Source organism: Streptomyces sp. NPDC056628 (assembly GCF_042792555.1).
GTDB lineage: Bacteria > Actinomycetota > Actinomycetes > Streptomycetales > Streptomycetaceae > Streptomyces.
Genome location: NZ_JBHTWG010000001.1, coordinates 694284 through 709011, shown reverse-complemented (window position 1 = coordinate 709011; position 14728 = coordinate 694284). Strand labels below are relative to the sequence as shown.

Sequence of the window (14728 nt, the reverse complement as noted above, 5' to 3'; positions counted from 1 at the left end):
AAGGCACGACCATGGCGGGACCCGTCCTGGAAATGCGCTCGATCGTCAAGACCTTTCCCGGCGTCAAGGCGCTGTCGGACGTCACACTGACCGTCCGGCAGGGCGAGGTCCACGCCATCTGCGGGGAGAACGGCGCCGGCAAGTCCACGCTGATGAAGGTCCTCTCCGGCGTCCACCCGCACGGCAGCTACGAGGGGGAGATCCTCTTCGAGGGCGCGGTGTGCGAGTTCAAGGACATCCGGGCGAGCGAGCAGCGCGGCATCGTCATCATCCACCAGGAGCTGGCGCTGTCGCCGTTCCTCTCCCTCGCGGAGAACATCTTCCTCGGCAACGAGCACGCCCGGGGCGGCTTCATCGACTGGCGGGAGACGCTGCGGCACGCCACCGAACTGCTGCGCCGGGTGGGGCTCTCCGACCACCCCGACACCCGCGTCGCCGACATCGGCGTGGGCAAGCAGCAGCTCGTGGAGATCGCGAAGGCGCTGTCGAAGAAGGTGAAGCTGCTCATCCTCGACGAGCCGACCGCGGCCCTCAACGACGAGGACAGCGGCAAGCTCCTGGACCTGATCCTGGAGCTGAAGAAGCAGGGCATCACCTCGATCATCATCTCCCACAAGCTCAACGAGATCCGCAGGGTCGCCGACTCGGTGACGATCCTGCGCGACGGGCGGACCATCGAGACGCTCGACGTGAAGGCGCCGGAGACCACCGAGGACCGGATCATCAGCGGGATGGTCGGCCGGGATCTGGAGCACCGCTTCCCCGAGCGCACCCCGCACGAGCCGGAGGAGGGCGCCGCTCCGGCCCTGGAGATCCGCAACTGGACCGTGCACCACCCGATCGACCAGCAGCGCAAGGTCGTCGACGACGTGTCGGTCCAGGTGCGGCGCGGCGAGATCGTGGGCATCGCGGGGCTGATGGGCGCCGGCCGCACCGAGCTGGCGATGAGCGTCTTCGGGCGCGCCTACGGCCGCTACCACGGCGGCACGGTCCTCAAGGACGGCAAGGAGATCCGCACCAAGACCGTCCCGGAGGCGGTGAAGCACGGCATCGCGTACGTCACCGAGGACCGCAAGCACTACGGCCTGAACCTCATCGACACCATCAACCGCAACATCTCGCTCAGCGCGCTGGGCAAGGTCGCCAAGCGGGGCGTGGTCGACGAGCACGGCGAACGGCAGGTCGCCGAGGGCTTCCGGAAGTCCATGAACATCAAGGCGCCGACCGTCTTCGAGCCGGTGGGCAAGCTGTCCGGCGGCAACCAGCAGAAGGTCGTCCTCAGCAAGTGGATCTTCGCGGGTCCAGATGTGCTGATCCTGGACGAGCCCACCCGCGGGATCGACGTCGGCGCCAAGTACGAGATCTACACGGTCATCGACCAGCTGGCCGCCCAGGGCAAGGCGGTCGTCTTCATCTCCTCCGAGCTGCCCGAGCTGCTCGGCATGTGCGACCGCATCTACACGATGGCCGCGGGCCGGCTGACCGGCGAGTTCTCCCGCGAAGAGGCCTCGCAGGAATCGCTGATGCGTCAGATGACGAAGGACAAAGAGGTAACCCGATGAGCACGGATGTGACCGCCAAGAGCCCGGCCCCCGCGCCGCCGGGGAAGAGCGCGCGGGGCGGGGGCGACGGACTGCTCCAGCTGGTGCTGGAGGGCCTGCGCCGCAACATGCGCCAGTACGGCATGCTGATCGCGCTCGGCCTGATCGTGGTGCTGTTCGCCGTGTGGACCGACGGCGACCTGCTGCTGCCGCGCAACGTCTCCAACCTGGTGCTGCAGAACAGCTACATCCTGATCCTCGCGATCGGCATGATGCTGGTCATCATCGCGGGCCACATCGACCTGTCGGTGGGATCGCTGACGGCGTTCGTCGGCTCCATGGCCGCCGTGTTCATGGTCAAGAACGACATGCCGTGGCCGCTCGCGGTCCTGCTGTGCCTGGCGATGGGCGCGCTCGCGGGCGCGGCCCAGGGCTTCTTCATCGCGTACGGCGGCATACCGTCGTTCATCGTGACCCTGGCGGGCATGCTGATCTTCCGCGGTCTGACGGAGATCTTCCTGGAGGGCCAGACCCTCGGCCCGTTCCCGGAGGGGCTGCAGAAGGTCGCGAACGGCTTCCTGCCCGCGGTCGGCCCGGACACCAACTACCACAACCTCACGCTGCTGCTCGGCTTCGCGATGATCGCGGTCGTGGTCTTCCAGGAGTTCCGGGACCGCCGCCGGCAGCAGGAGTTCTCGCTGGACGTCCCGCCGTTCAACCTGTTCCTGCTGAAGCTGGTGGCGCTGGCCGCCGCCGTTCTGACGCTGACGATGCTGCTGGCGAGCTACAAGGGCGCCCCGATCGTGCTGCTCATCCTCGGGGTGCTGCTCGTCGGGTTCGGCTATGTGATGCGCAACGCGATCATCGGCCGCCACATCTACGCGATCGGCGGCAACCTGCCCGCGGCCAAGCTGTCGGGTGTGAAGGACAAGAAGGTCACCTTCCTGGTCTTCCTGAACATGGGCATGCTCGCGGCCCTGGCGGGTCTGGTCTTCGCCGCCCGCTTCAACGCGGCCTCTCCCAAGGCCGGCCTGAACTTCGAGCTGGAGGCGATCGCGGCCTCGTTCATCGGCGGCGCGTCGATGAGCGGCGGTGTCGGCACCGTCCTCGGCGCGATCATCGGCGGTCTGGTCCTGGGCGTGCTGAACAACGGCATGAACCTCGTCGGCATCGGCACCGACTGGCAGCAGGTCATCAAGGGCCTGGTGCTGCTGGCGGCGGTCGGCTTCGACGTGTGGAACAAGCGCAAGGTCGGTTCGTAGGTCCACGCACGGGGCCCCGCCGTGCGGCGGGGCCCCGCCTTCCTGAACAGGAGCCGCACATGGACATGAGCAGACGCACGGTCATCGCCGGTGCCGCGGCGGCGGGCATCACCGCCGCGACCCTCGGCAGCGCGCACGCGACGGGAGGCGGGGCGCCGGTCAGGTCCCTCTTCGGCACCCTCCCCGACGGCACGAAGGTGCACAGCTGGTCGCTCGCCAACGGCAGCACCCGGATGAAGGTCCTCTCCTACGGCGGTGTGGTGCAGTCCCTGGAGGTCCCCGACCGCCGGGGCCGGTTCGCCAACGTCTCCCTCGGCTTCCGCTCCCTCGACGACTACGTGGCGTCGAGTCCGTACTTCGGCGCGCTGATCGGGCGGTACGGCAACCGGATCGGCAAGGGGCGCTTCACCCTCGACGGCAGGACGTACCAGGTCGACGTCAACGACGGCGAGAACAGCCTGCACGGCGGCGCCAAGGGGTTCGACAAGCGGGTGTGGGACGTCGAGCCGTTCACCAAGGGCACCGACGTCGGCCTGCGCCTGTACTACACGTCCCTCGACGGCGAGATGGGCTACCCGGGCACGCTCCGCGTGAAGGTGACGTACACCCTCACCCGGTACGGCGACTGGCGCGTCGACTACGCGGCCACCACCGACAAGGCCACCGTCGTCAACCTGACCAGCCACGTCTACTGGAACCTCGCCGGCGAGGGCAGCGGAACGATCGAGAACCACGAGCTGAAGATCGACGGCTCCCGCTACACCCCCGTCGACGAGGGCCTCATCCCCACCGGCGAACTGGCGCGCGTCGCGGGCACCCCCTTCGACTTCCGCCGCTCCAAGGCGGTCGGCGAGGACCTGCGCGCGGCCCACCAGCAGCTCCTGTACGGCAAGGGCATCGACCACAACTGGGTGCTCGACAAGGGGATCTCACCGCGCCCGGAGTGGGTCGCCACTCTCAAGGACCCGTCCTCGGGGCGCACCCTGCGCATCGCGACGACCGAGCCGGGGCTCCAGTTCTACTCGGGCAACTTCCTCGACGGCACCCTCGTCGGCACGGGCGGCCGCGTCTACCGGCAGGGCGACGGACTGTGCCTGGAGACCCAGCACTTCCCGGACTCGCCGAACCGTCCGTCGTTCCCGTCGACGGTGCTGCGGCCGGGGCAGACCTACCGATCGACGACGGTGCACTCGTTCACCCGCTGATTCCCCGGTGATTGAACGGCTTCACCCCAGTCTCCGTATGTAGGGGCGGCCCGCGCTCCCCCGCGCGGGCCACCCCAAGACGACGGGCCCGGTCGTCCCCGCCGGGTCCGCCCCCTACGGAGGTTCCATGGCCGACAACGTCACCTCGCTGTTCCGCAGCACCGCGGCACACAGCCCGTCGATGGCGGCGCTGACACGCGAGGGCGGCGACGGGGCCGGCCCGGTCGACTTCTGCATCCCCTGCAACCCCTACTTCCCGACGCCCGAGATGTTCGAGGACATGGCGGGGAAGCTGCGGGACATCATCACGTACTACCCGAGCAGCGCCGACACCATCACGGCCGAGCTGTGCAGCCTGCTCCAGCTTCCGCCGCAGTGCGTGGCGATGGGCAACGGCTCCACCGAGCTGATCACCTGGATCGACCATCTGATGGTCCGGGAGTCCCTCGCCGTCCCCGTCCCCACGTTCGGCCGCTGGACCGACCAGCCGATGGAGACCGGCAAGCGGGTCGACATGTTCCCGCTCCAGGAGTCCAGCGGGTTCGCCCTGGACCTCGCGCAGTACGCCGAGTTCATCCGGACCAGGGGGACCCGGGTCGCGGTGATCTGCAACCCGAACAACCCCGACGGCGGCTTTCTGCACAAGCACGCGATCGTGCAGTTCATGGACGCCATGGCCGATCTGGACCTGATCGTCGTGGACGAGAGCTTCCTGGAGTTCGCGGACGCCGAGCAGGAGCCGTCGGTCGTCCAGGAGGCCATGCTGCGGCCCAACGTCATCGTGCTGCGCAGCCTCGGCAAGAACTTCGGCCTGCACGGCATCCGCTTCGGCTATCTGGTGGCCAACCCGGCCCTCGCCCGGATGGTCCGCTCGATGCTGCCGAAGTGGAACCTCAACTCCTTCGCCGAGCACGTGGTGTTCATGCTGAAGGAGCATGGCGCCGAGTACGCGCAGAGCCTCCAGCAGGTGCGCAGGGACCGGCTGGAGATGGCGGGGGCCCTGTCGGCGCTGCCCGGCCTGACGGTCTACCCGTCCCAGGGCAACTTCCTCTTCGTGCGCCTTCCCGTGGGCGCCGAGGGCACCGTGGTCCGCGACCGGATGCTCACCGAGCACCGGATCCTGGTCCGCGAGTGCGGCAACAAGATCGGTTCGTCCAGCCGCTTCCTGCGACTCGTGGTGCGCCCCCAGGTGGACGTGCGCCGCCTGGTGTCCGGCCTGGAGCAGGTGCTCTACGGGTCCAGGAGGGGAGCCGCCGTACCCGAGCCGGGTAACGGGACCAACTACAGCTCGGGTACGGCGGCCGTGGACCGGCTGGTGGGCTCCACCAACGGGGCGGGCTTCACGGCGGTGCCGCAGCCGCAGCCGGTGCCGCAGAGCGGCGGCGCCCCCATGCCGGCGCCCATGCCGACCCCCCTACCGGTGGCTCCCGCGCCCGCACCGGTCCCCATGCCGGCGCCCGCCCCGGTGCCGGCCGCCGCGGCCGCGGCGGCCGCGCCCGCCCCCACTCCCACGCCGTTCCCGTCCCCCGTGGCGCCCGCGCCCACGCCGATGCCCTTCCCGTCCCCGGTGGCGCCGGCCGCGACGATGGTGCCGCCCGGCCCCACCCCGCCCGGCGTCCCGGCCCGGGGCGGCCTCACGGCGGCGCAGGTCCGCGGCACCACCGGCCCCGGGCTGGCACCCGCTCCGGCCACCGGATGGCCGGGCAGCCAGAGTTGGCCCAACGCGGCGGGCGCCTGAACCGGCTCCCGCGCACTCACCCCTTGCGGGTTCCACTTTCGAGGGAAGGCCGACGAGTGACGGAAAAGATCCGCGCCCCTGCCCGCGACCGGTTGCCGGGACGTCCGGCCGAAATCGAGCGGCCGATCTTCTGATCGGTGGACCCCCTGCGAATGCCGACGGCCCCCCGTGAAGAATTCCGGGGGGCCGTCGCGAACGGTCCGTCAGACAGCGGTGGCCTGTGCCTGCGCGTGGGTGTGCAGGCCCAGCGCCACGCCCTCGGGGGAGGCCGCGGCGAAGACGTCGACGCAGGCGACCGCGTTCACGGTGCCGGCGAGGGCGCCCGTCAGACCGGCGGAGGCGCTGCCCGCCTGCCCGCCGGAGACCTGGTCCAAGGCGGCGTCGGATATCTCGGCGGTCTCGACCTGAGGGGTGAAGTTCATGGCCTGCGGTTCCCTTCGAATCAACGCTCTTCGACAGCCGGGGCTGTCGAAATTTCGGGAATCAAAGCACGGAGGCGAAGAAGCGGCCAACTGTCACCTCGCCCCGCACCGCGGCATTGCGACGGGTGTCTTCACCGCCATGACCACGGGGTCACCCGAACCTGCCGACTTCTTCACAGGACCCACCGTCTCGGCGAGCGCATGGCAGTACCTGGTTCGCCGTCACCTGCCCGGTCGGCCCCGGAGCGGCCCCGTCGGGCGCAGGTGTGAATATTTGCCGAATGTATGCGTGCCCGGGCCCCGGCCGCGCCGGCGGTCGGGGCCAGGGCGCCCGCGTCGGCTACTTCTTCGGGCACTCCTTCCAGGCCAGGTGGTAGATCGTGCTGATGTCGCCGTCGGTCGAGTCCATGGTCATGAAGCTGACCTTGCTCGGGGAGGACGAGCCGAGGTTGACGCGCAGTTCGGTGTTGATGTTGAAGTTGCGCTGGACTCCGCAGGGCGCCCAGACCAGTTGGGCCCAGTCGGTCTCGTCGGTGGCCTGCCAGTTGTCGTTGAGGGGGCCGTTGAAGGGGTGGTTGCGGAACTGGGTGTTCGGGGAGCCCTGGAAGTAGTACGAGGCCCGCTGGATGGCGTTGGCGCCGGGCTGGAGGGCGGCGAAGCCCCGGTAGTCGGCGCTGGCGATGGCGTACGTGAACCCGCCGGGGACGTGCACGACCAGGCTGAGCTGGCAGTTCTTGCGGAAGGCCGTCGGGTCGGAGTTGCCGCCGACCTGGGCGAGGTAGTCGCTGTAGGTCACGGTGAAGGCCGTGTTGTCCTCGGACACGGCGACCGCCGTGGTGCCCTGCGGACAGCCGGAGCCGTTCACGGTGGCGACCTTGATGACGATCTTGTCCGGCGGCGGGTCGTCGAACGCCGGGTCCGCGTGGGCGGGCAGGGCCGCGGTGAGCAGGGCGGTCAGCGCGCCTCCGCTCAGCAGGAGTCTCAGGAGTCCACGTGCCATGGATCTCTCCTCAGGATGGGGGGTGGCTGCGCCCCCGGCCCGGCCCACCCTGGTTGAAGCTTTGAAGAAAAAGGTGGGGTTTCTGTGAAGGCCGGAAGCGTACGCATCGTAGGGGGCGGAAAGCGCCCTCCGCAGGGGCCAACTCCGGCCATTTATAAGGTAGTTGAAGACAAACCGACTGTAGTGCGCAGTCGTCGCCCCGGCCCGGCCCAGGCCGGCCGGATCACGTTCCAGGAGGGTGCAAGCGCTTGCCCGTCCATGCCCCGGGGCGCGACGGTCGTTCTCCGTTGAACGACGGACGCCGGACCGCATGACGGGGACACCAGGTGCCGCGTAGGCTCGAACAGCCCGTCGAGGCGGCGGGGGGAACAGGGGGTGCGATGGACATCGCGGGCGCGCGCGCGACAGCGGCCCGGGTCGCTTCGGCGCTACGGCTGCGGCGCGCCCACACCACCGTCGTCATGCGGGACCTGGTCCGCGACCTGAGTGCCGCCGTGCGCTCCGGGTCCTCCGCCCCGGCCGGCGTCCGCGAGGTGTGCCACGCGCTGTGCGCGCGGATGAGCGCCCGGCGCGGCGGCCGGCCCGTCGAGCTGCGCTTCGAGCGGTTCCCCGACGAGATCGAGGTGACCGGACTCTGGGTCGAGTTCCAGGACTTCGACCTCGTCATCGTCGAGGAGCGCGCCGAAGCGATCCAGCAACTGGTGATACTGGGCCACGAGCTGTGGCACCTGCACGCCGGGCACCGGCACCACCACCACGGCATCGGCACCGCCGCCGCGCACGCCCTCGCCGGCCGGCCCGGCTGGGACGACGTGGCCCTCACCGTGGCCGCGCGCGACGGCTCCCGGCAGACCGACGAGGCGGAGGCGGACGACTTCGGGCACCGGCTGGCCGCCGCCGTGCGGACCCTGGTGTCCGGCGAGGGCCGGGGCGCCTCGCCCGACCCGGTCCACCGCTCGCTCGGCTATCGCGGACGCGGAGGCAGGACGCGGTGACACACCCGCAACTGGCAGAAGGCCCGGTGGAGTTCCTGTCCGGCCTGTACATCTCCTTCTGGCTCCCGGGCCTCGTCCTCGGCGCGGCCCTGGCGATCAAGCTGCCCAGCATCGTGAAGCTGTGGCGCGACCCGCTGCTGCGTGCCGTGGGCGGTCTGCTGCTGCTCGCCTGCATGGTGTTCGTCTTCGCGGCTCCCGGCACCATCGCCTGGACCAACCGGGTCGTCGGCGTCCCCAACATCGCCGCGCCCTGGGTGTACTCCCTGATCACCGCGCTGTCCGCGTCCTGGCTGCTGCTGGTGGTGCACTGGCGCGGCGGTCACACCGACCGCCGGGAGCGGACCCGGCGGGCGACCCGCTGGGTGGTCTCGGTCTACGCGACCGTGGTGGCCGCGCTGTGGGTGCTGTTCGCGCTCGCCGACGTCCCCGTGGAGCAGATCGAGGACCTGGACACCTACTACGCGTCCACGCCGTTCATGCGCGAGGAGATCCTCCTCTACCTGATCGTGCACACGGTGGCCTGTCTCATCACCGCCCGGCTGATCTGGACCTGGATCCGCACCGAGGGCCTGGACGGCTGGCTGCGCTGGGGGCTGCGGTTCCTGAGCGTCGGCTACGTCACCAACCTGGCGTTCAGCGCTGCCAAGTTCACCGCCATCATCGCCCGCTGGACCGGGCACGACCTGGACTGGCTGAACACCAACGTCGCGCCGTCCGCCGCCTGCGTCGGCGCCACCATGGTCGCCGTCGGCGTGATCGTCCCGCACGCCGGCCAGTACCTCCAGGAGCGGCTGCTGGTCCGGCGCCGGCGCCGTGGGCTGCGGCCGCTGGCCCGGCTGCTGCGTCCGGTCGCCGGCCGGCACGAGCCGTTCGTGCTGCGGGCGGCGCCGGAGATCCGGCTGATCCGCCGGGAGACCTACATCCGTGACGCGCTGCTCCTGCTCTCCCGCCATCTCGACGACGACCTGCGCCGGCGCGCCCACGCCGCCGCCCTCGCGCTCGGCGCGGATCCGGACCGGGCCCAGGCGCTGGCCGTCGCCGTGACGATCGCCGACGCCGTCGAGAGCGGCCGGCGGGTCCCGGACGGCGACGGCGCCGCGGAACCCGACACCACCTATCTGCTGCGCGAGATCCACGCCGTCTCCGGCGTCCTGCGCAGGCCCGACGAGATCAAGGCGGTCCGCGCCCGCGCGGCCGTCCCGGCAGAGAGCATGTCCGCGCATGAGTGAACGTCCCTCCCCCGCCAGAGTCGCCGTGGTCCTCGGGGGATCGCATACCGGCATGCTCGCGGCGCGGGCGCTGGCCGGGTCCGCCGACCGGGTGGTCGTGGTGGAGCGCGACGTGCTGCCCGCCGGGCCCGACCCGCGCAAGGGCCTGCCGCAGTCCCGCCATGTGCATCTGCTCTGGTCCGGCGGGTTGCCGGCGATGGAGGAGCTGCTGCCGGGCATCGGTGAGGCGCTGCTCGCGGCCGGGGCCCGCCGGGCGCCGGTCACCACGGACATGGTCGCCCTCTCGCCGCGCGGCTGGTTCCGGCGCTGGCCCGAGTCGCACCACGTCGTCCTGGCCGGGCGGGACCTGCTCGACGCGACGGTCCGCGCGCGGGTCCTGGCCGACGAGCGGATCGAACTCCGCGACGGCACGGAGGTCGTGGACCTGCTCGGCGACGCGCGGGCCGTCACCGGCGTACGGCTGCGCGGGCGCGACGGGCACGAGAGCACCCTGGAGGCGGGGCTGGTCGTGGACGCCACCGGCCGGGGCTCGGGGGCGCCCCGCTGGCTGGCCGCGCTGGGACTTCCCGCGCCGGTGCGGCGCGAGGTCGACTCCGGTCTCGCGTACGCCAGCCGGCTGCACCTCGCGCCCGAGCCGGCCCGGGACGGCTTCCCGGTGGTCAACGTGCAGGCCGACCCGCGCGCGGACGGCCCCGGCCGGGCGGGGGTGCTGCTGCCGATCGAGAACGGCCGCTGGCTCGTCACGCTCAGCGGCACCCGGGGCGGCGAACCGGGCGCGTCCGACGAGGACTTCGAGCGGTTCGCCCGCGAGGAGCTGCGGCATCCGGTCATCGGCGACCTGCTCGCGCGGGCCGAGCCGCTGTCCGGCGTGTCCTTCACCCGTACCACCGCCAACCGGCGGCACTACTACGAGCGGATGCCGGCCTGGCCGGAGAACTTCACCGTCCTCGGTGACGCGCTGGCCGCGTACAACCCGGTGTACGGGCACGGGCTGGCGGTCGGGGCGCAGAGCGCGCTGATCCTGCGCGAGACGGTCCGGCGGCACGGCTGGGGCGCGGCGGGTCTGGCCCGGCGGGTCCAGAAGGCCGTGGCGCGCCCCGTCGGGGCGGCCTGGGACCTGGCGATCGGCCAGGACGTGTTCTACCCGGGCGCCACCGAGACCGGGCCGACCCTGCGGGACCGGCTGGTGGCGGGGTACGTGGACCGGCTGATGCACACGGCCACGGGCAACGGGCGGATCGCCCGCCGCGTCACCGACGTGACGTCGCTGGAGCGGCGGGCGGAGGTGCTGCTGAGCCCGTCGGTGCTGCTGGCGGCGGCGGTGGGGCCGTTGAAGCCCCAGCTCACCGCGCCGCCGCTGACCGCCGAGGAGATGAAGAAGGCGGGACTGCTCTGACCTACCCGGCGAAGGCGGGCTGGGCCAGCCCCTTCCCCGCGCCGGGCACCACGAACAGCGAGCCGGCCGACGGCGGAGGCGCGTCCAGGCCGACCCGGGCCGTGGTGACGTACAGGTCGGTCAGGCCGGGCCCGCCGAACGCGCACGCCGTCACGCGCGGCACCGGAAACGTGATCACCCGGTCCAGCACCCCGTCGGGGGTGTAGCGGCGTACCGCGGAGCCGTCCCACAGGGCCACCCAGACGGCGCCCTCGGCGTCGACGGTCAGCCCGTCGGGGACGCCGGCCCCGTCCTCGATCGCGGCGAAGGGGCGCCGGTTCGCCACCCGGCCGCCGTCGTGGTCGAAGACGTCGACCCGGCGGGTCGGCGAGTCGATGTAGTAGAGGAGCCGTCCGTCGGGGCTCCAGCCGGTGCCGTTGCTCACCGCCACGTCGTCGAGGACGACCTCCGCCGTGCCGTCCCCGGTGATCCGGGACAGCGTGCCGCCGCCGGGCGCCTCGTCGTACCGCATGGTGCCGGCCCACAGCGAGCCGTCGGGGGCGACGGCGGCGTCGTTGGCGCGGCGGCCGGGGACCGGTTCGTGGCGCAGCCAGCGGAAGCCGCCGTCCGGGTCCAGCAGTCCCACGCCGTCCCTCAGGTTCAGCACGAGTCCGCCGCCGGCGCGGGGCTTGACGGCGCCGATGTGCTGCAGGGTGGTCCGCACGGAGCGGCGCCCGGAGACGGGGTCGTAGGTGTGGACGCGGGAGCCCAGGATGTCGATCCACAGCAGGCGGCCGCTCGCGGGGTCCCAGGTCGGGCCCTCACCGAGCTGGGCCTCGGCCCGCACCGCCACCTCGTAGGGCGCGCTCATGCCGCGCCCCGGTGGCCGAGGCGCTCCGACAGCTCGGCGGCGCCCTTGACGGCGAGCTGCTCCAGTTCGGCGCGCCGCTCGTCGCTCCAGCGGATCATGGGGACGGAGATGGACAGTGCGGCGACGACCTGCCCGGTGCGGTCCCGTACGGGCGCGGCCACACAGGAGACGTCCGGGTTGGACTCGCGGGTCTCGACGGCGAGCTGCCGCTCGCGGATCCCGGCGAGGGCCTCGCGCAGCACGGCCGGGTCGGTGATGCTGTTCGGTGTCATCGCGGCGAGTTCGGTGCCGTCGGGGAGGCGGGAGGCGAGCTCCGCCTCCGGGAGGGAGGCGAGCAGCATCTTACCGACCGACGTGCAGTGGGCGGGCAGCCGGCGCCCGGCGGCGGACACCATGCGGACGGCGTGCGTCGAGTCGACCTTGGCGATGTAGATGACGTCGGTCCCCTCCAGGATGGCCACGTGCACGGTCTCGTCGCAGGTCTCGGCGACGGACCGGGCGACCTGCTGGCCCTCGGCGGCGAGGTCGAGCTGCTCGGCGTACCGGCTGCCGAGCTGGTACGGCCGTACGCCCAGCCGGTACCGTCCCGGCTGGCCCGGCACCTGCACGATGTACGACCGGGCGGCGAGGGTGGTGACGAGCTCGTGCACGGTGGTGCGCGGCAGCTGGAGCCTGCGCACGATGTCGGGGGCGGAGAGCGTGCCGTCCCCGTCGAGGAAGAGCTCGAGGATGTCGAGAGCCCGGGTCACGGCAGGTACGAGGCGTCCCACGTCCGGCCTCCTCCTTGGGTGTCGAAGAGGCTGTGTTCGGTATTTCAACAGCCGATCGGAATGACGAACACAGGCTAGTCGGAGCCCTTCGCTCCGGCAATGGCCGTGCGCCTACTCCCTCGCGGGTACGCCGGGTTACTCCCGCCGTCGGACGCCCTCGGGACCCGTCCGCGGCACCGTGGTGCCCATGTCGTCCACCGCTTCCACCCCCGCCACGAGGCTGAGCCGCCCGGCCCGCCGGGGCCTCCTCGTCGTCCATGTCCTCGCCTCCGCCGGCTGGCTCGGGCTCACGCTCGGACTGCTGGCGCTCGGGACCACCGCCGCGACCACCGGGTCCGCGGCGGCCGTGGAGGCGTCCGTGCGGGCCATGAAGCTGTTCGCCGACTGGCTGCTGCTGCCGCTCGCCCTGCTCACCCTGGTCAGCGGGCTGGTGCTGTCGCTGGGTACGCCCTGGGGGCTGGCCCGGCACCGCTGGGTGTACACCAAGTTCTGGCTGACCCTGGGCACCACCGCGGCCACCGCCTTCGTCCTGCGGCCCGCCGTGAACGCCGCCGTCGCGGAGGTCGCCGCGGGCGGGCCGCTGCCGGACACCGGGGACGTGCTGATGGGCCCGGTGGTGTCGCTGTCCGCGTACGTCTTCATGACGGTGATCTCGGTGCTGAAGCCCTGGGGCCTGACCCGGCGGGGGCGCCGGCAGCGCGAGGAGGCCGCCCGCGCCCGGTCCGGCACGGGGCGGCGGGTCCGCCAGGACGCCTGACCGGCCGGCTGGGGCGGGTCTCGCATGCGGCGTCGCCCCGGACGGGACTGTGGAAACGCCTACCGGGGCGTCTCGCCCAGCACCCCGCGCAACCGCTGGGCGCGCAGGACCAGTTCGAGCTCGAAGCGCCGGTCCGGGTCGTCGATCTCCGCGCCCCAGAGCTCGCGGATCTGCCGCAGCCGGTAGCGCACGGTCTGCGGATGCACCCCGAGCCGGGCCGCCACCTCCGGGGCCCCGCCCCTGGTCTCCAGCCAGGCCAGCAGCGTCTCCGCCAGTCGCCGTCCGTGCGAGGGCCCGCAGTGCGCCAGCGGCGCCAGGCAACGCACCGCCAGGTCGTCGATCAGCTCCTCGGGCTGGAGCAGCACCAGCGCCTCGGTGTGCTCGGTGCAGTGCAGGACCTCCCCGGCCGGCAGCAGCCGCCGTTCCATCAGCCCTACGGCGGCCTCGGCCCAGCGCAGCGACTTCGCGGCCTCGGCCAGCGGCACAGGCGGTCCGATCGCCCCGGACCAGCCGCTCAGCGCCCGGCTGAGCAGTTCGGGGCGGCCGGCGGCGGCCGGTTCGGGGACGACCATCCGCGGCCGCTCGTACTCCAGGTCGAGCAGTACGCCCTCGCCGACGGCCGGGGCCAGCGCCTCCCGCGCCGGGCGCAGCAGCACGCCCACCGCGACCTTCTCCGGCAGCGCCCAGCCGATCCGGGCGGCGCGCTCCGCGAGGGCGTCGGCCGGGTCGCCGCGGTGGCGCTCGGCGAGCAGCAGTTCCATCAGGCGCCGCTGCAGGCGCAGGCGTTCGCCGGCCTGGCGGGCCGCGGCCTCGGCGTAGCCGCGCACCGACTGGTCGACCAGGCCGTCCAGGTACTCGTAGCCGGCGTCGACCAGCTCGTACATGGCGGGCGGCGGGATGTCGACGCGCTGGCCGATCTCGGCGAACCGGCGCCAGGCCAGCCGTACGCCGAGCCGGTAGATGGCCTGGAGGGAGTCCAGGGAGCGCCCGTTGTAGCCCTCGCCGCGGCCGAAGTCCTGGAAGACGCCGGGCGGGACGGTCGGGCGGCCCTGCGAGGTCTCCAGGTGCCCGACGAAGACCTCGATCGCGCGCCGGATGCCGATGAGGGCCATGGGCTCGCCGGACTCGTCCAGCACGACCGGGAGGTGCGGGTACTCGCGCCGGATCTCCCTCAGGATCTCCTCGGCGAGCGCGGGCGCGTCGGCGAGGACGAGCTGGGCGAAGCGGCGGACCTGGAAGCGGGGGACGTCGTGCCAGGCCGAGCGCCGCAGGGCGGCCGGCCCGGCGGCGGGGCGGGTGACGGCCACCGTCAACTCCCCTGCCCGGCCCGCTCGTAGGTGATCAAGGGAGTGTTCGGCTGGTCGGGGGTGGCCTCCAGCAGCGCGACGACGCCGAGCGCGGCGCCCACCGCGAGGAGGGCGGCGAGCACGACGGTCAGCGTGGCGGCGAGCAGTCTGGACATCGCAGGGTCAGCCTCTCTGTCCGAGATCCCGGAGTCGTCCCCCACCCGGGTGTCGCCCGTCCGGTCCCGACCTCTGCCTGTCCGGCCAGTGTCGACAACCC

Annotated in this window: 14 protein-coding genes; 8 read left to right on the top strand and 6 right to left on the bottom strand. The window is 72.2% G+C overall.

Annotated features, from left to right (window positions below):
* The first annotated feature begins 11 nt into the window (after positions 1-11).
* The 4 genes from mmsA (at position 12) to ACFRAC_RS03145 (ending at position 5746) form a co-directional block, all read left to right on the top strand.
* Positions 12-1562, top strand: a complete 1551-nt coding sequence (mmsA, locus tag ACFRAC_RS03160; RefSeq protein WP_382919848.1) for a multiple monosaccharide ABC transporter ATP-binding protein — start codon at positions 12-14, stop codon at positions 1560-1562.
* Positions 1559-2803: a multiple monosaccharide ABC transporter permease gene (gene mmsB / locus ACFRAC_RS03155; protein WP_382919847.1), complete on the top strand. Its 1245-nt coding sequence runs from the start codon at positions 1559-1561 to the stop codon at positions 2801-2803. Before mmsA ends, mmsB begins: the two co-directional genes overlap by 4 nt.
* Positions 2804-2862: 59 nt before the next feature.
* On the top strand, positions 2863-4008 hold the full coding sequence (locus ACFRAC_RS03150) for an aldose epimerase family protein (protein ID WP_382919845.1): 1146 nt from the start codon (positions 2863-2865) through the stop codon (positions 4006-4008).
* A gap of 127 nt (positions 4009-4135) precedes the next feature.
* Entirely contained in the window at positions 4136-5746 is a 1611-nt protein-coding gene (locus ACFRAC_RS03145) for a pyridoxal phosphate-dependent aminotransferase (RefSeq protein ID WP_382919844.1), read from the top strand.
* A gap of 203 nt (positions 5747-5949) precedes the next feature.
* Here ACFRAC_RS03145 and ACFRAC_RS03140 read toward each other — a convergent pair whose 3' ends face one another.
* Entirely contained in the window at positions 5950-6168 is a 219-nt protein-coding gene (locus ACFRAC_RS03140) for a hypothetical protein (protein ID WP_382919842.1), read from the bottom strand.
* A gap of 340 nt (positions 6169-6508) precedes the next feature.
* Positions 6509-7168, bottom strand: coding sequence for a DUF4360 domain-containing protein (locus tag ACFRAC_RS03135; RefSeq protein WP_382919841.1), 660 nt, complete (start codon positions 7166-7168; stop codon positions 6509-6511).
* A 380-nt stretch (positions 7169-7548) separates the two neighbouring features.
* Between ACFRAC_RS03135 and ACFRAC_RS03130 the strand changes: the two genes are divergently transcribed.
* From ACFRAC_RS03130 to ACFRAC_RS03120, 3 genes are read left to right on the top strand one after another with little or no spacing between them, the layout of a single operon-like run.
* A complete protein-coding gene (locus tag ACFRAC_RS03130; protein WP_382919839.1) occupies positions 7549-8163 on the top strand; it encodes a toxin-antitoxin system, toxin component family protein in 615 nt (204 codons plus the stop codon).
* Positions 8160-9392 (top strand): MAB_1171c family putative transporter, encoded by a 1233-nt coding sequence (locus ACFRAC_RS03125; protein WP_382919837.1) that lies wholly within the window; start codon positions 8160-8162, stop codon positions 9390-9392. The genes ACFRAC_RS03130 and ACFRAC_RS03125 overlap by 4 nt, the downstream gene beginning before the upstream one ends.
* Positions 9385-10788, top strand: coding sequence for an NAD(P)/FAD-dependent oxidoreductase (locus tag ACFRAC_RS03120; RefSeq protein ID WP_382919835.1), 1404 nt, complete (start codon positions 9385-9387; stop codon positions 10786-10788). Before ACFRAC_RS03125 ends, ACFRAC_RS03120 begins: the two co-directional genes overlap by 8 nt.
* Before the next feature lies 1 nt (position 10789).
* On the opposite strand, the gene ACFRAC_RS03115 is transcribed toward ACFRAC_RS03120, so the two are convergent.
* Together ACFRAC_RS03115 and ACFRAC_RS03110 are read right to left on the bottom strand one after the other, a co-directional pair.
* Positions 10790-11638 carry an SMP-30/gluconolactonase/LRE family protein gene (locus tag ACFRAC_RS03115; RefSeq protein ID WP_382919834.1) on the bottom strand — a complete coding sequence of 283 codons (849 nt, stop codon included), beginning with the start codon at positions 11636-11638 and terminating at the stop codon, positions 10790-10792.
* Positions 11635-12408, bottom strand: a complete 774-nt coding sequence (locus tag ACFRAC_RS03110) for an IclR family transcriptional regulator (RefSeq protein ID WP_382919832.1) — start codon at positions 12406-12408, stop codon at positions 11635-11637. The genes ACFRAC_RS03115 and ACFRAC_RS03110 overlap by 4 nt, the downstream gene beginning before the upstream one ends.
* Positions 12409-12595: 187 nt before the next feature.
* On the opposite strand from ACFRAC_RS03110, the gene ACFRAC_RS03105 reads away from it, so the two are divergent.
* Complete coding sequence (locus tag ACFRAC_RS03105; protein WP_382919831.1) at positions 12596-13165, top strand: DUF2269 family protein; 570 nt, start codon at positions 12596-12598, stop codon at positions 13163-13165.
* A 59-nt stretch (positions 13166-13224) separates the two neighbouring features.
* Here ACFRAC_RS03105 and ACFRAC_RS03100 read toward each other — a convergent pair whose 3' ends face one another.
* The gene (locus tag ACFRAC_RS03100; protein ID WP_382919829.1) at positions 13225-14472 is read right to left on the bottom strand and encodes a PucR family transcriptional regulator; all 1248 of its coding nucleotides are present in this window, start codon (positions 14470-14472) and stop codon (positions 13225-13227) included.
* Between the two features lie 2 nt (positions 14473-14474).
* On the bottom strand, positions 14475-14627 hold the full coding sequence (locus tag ACFRAC_RS03095) for a hypothetical protein (RefSeq protein WP_210980695.1): 153 nt from the start codon (positions 14625-14627) through the stop codon (positions 14475-14477).
* Positions 14628-14728 lie beyond the last annotated feature (101 nt).

What these genes read in the sequence shown, in the direction of transcription:
- ACFRAC_RS03120 (WP_382919835.1), top strand. Translation starts at nt 9,385, where the DNA reads ATGAGTGAACGTCCCTCCCCCGCCAGAGTCGCCGTGGTCCTCGGGGGA.
- ACFRAC_RS03130 (WP_382919839.1), top strand. Translation starts at nt 7,549, where the DNA reads ATGGACATCGCGGGCGCGCGCGCGACAGCGGCCCGGGTCGCTTCGGCG.
- ACFRAC_RS03140 (WP_382919842.1), bottom strand. Translation starts at nt 6,168, where the DNA reads ATGAACTTCACCCCTCAGGTCGAGACCGCCGAGATATCCGACGCCGCC.
- ACFRAC_RS03145 (WP_382919844.1), top strand. Translation starts at nt 4,136, where the DNA reads ATGGCCGACAACGTCACCTCGCTGTTCCGCAGCACCGCGGCACACAGC.
- ACFRAC_RS03095 (WP_210980695.1), bottom strand. Translation starts at nt 14,627, where the DNA reads ATGTCCAGACTGCTCGCCGCCACGCTGACCGTCGTGCTCGCCGCCCTC.
- mmsB (WP_382919847.1), top strand. Translation starts at nt 1,559, where the DNA reads ATGAGCACGGATGTGACCGCCAAGAGCCCGGCCCCCGCGCCGCCGGGG.
- mmsA (WP_382919848.1), top strand. Translation starts at nt 12, where the DNA reads ATGGCGGGACCCGTCCTGGAAATGCGCTCGATCGTCAAGACCTTTCCC.
- ACFRAC_RS03150 (WP_382919845.1), top strand. Translation starts at nt 2,863, where the DNA reads ATGGACATGAGCAGACGCACGGTCATCGCCGGTGCCGCGGCGGCGGGC.
- ACFRAC_RS03105 (WP_382919831.1), top strand. Translation starts at nt 12,596, where the DNA reads ATGTCGTCCACCGCTTCCACCCCCGCCACGAGGCTGAGCCGCCCGGCC.
- ACFRAC_RS03135 (WP_382919841.1), bottom strand. Translation starts at nt 7,168, where the DNA reads ATGGCACGTGGACTCCTGAGACTCCTGCTGAGCGGAGGCGCGCTGACC.
- ACFRAC_RS03115 (WP_382919834.1), bottom strand. Translation starts at nt 11,638, where the DNA reads ATGAGCGCGCCCTACGAGGTGGCGGTGCGGGCCGAGGCCCAGCTCGGT.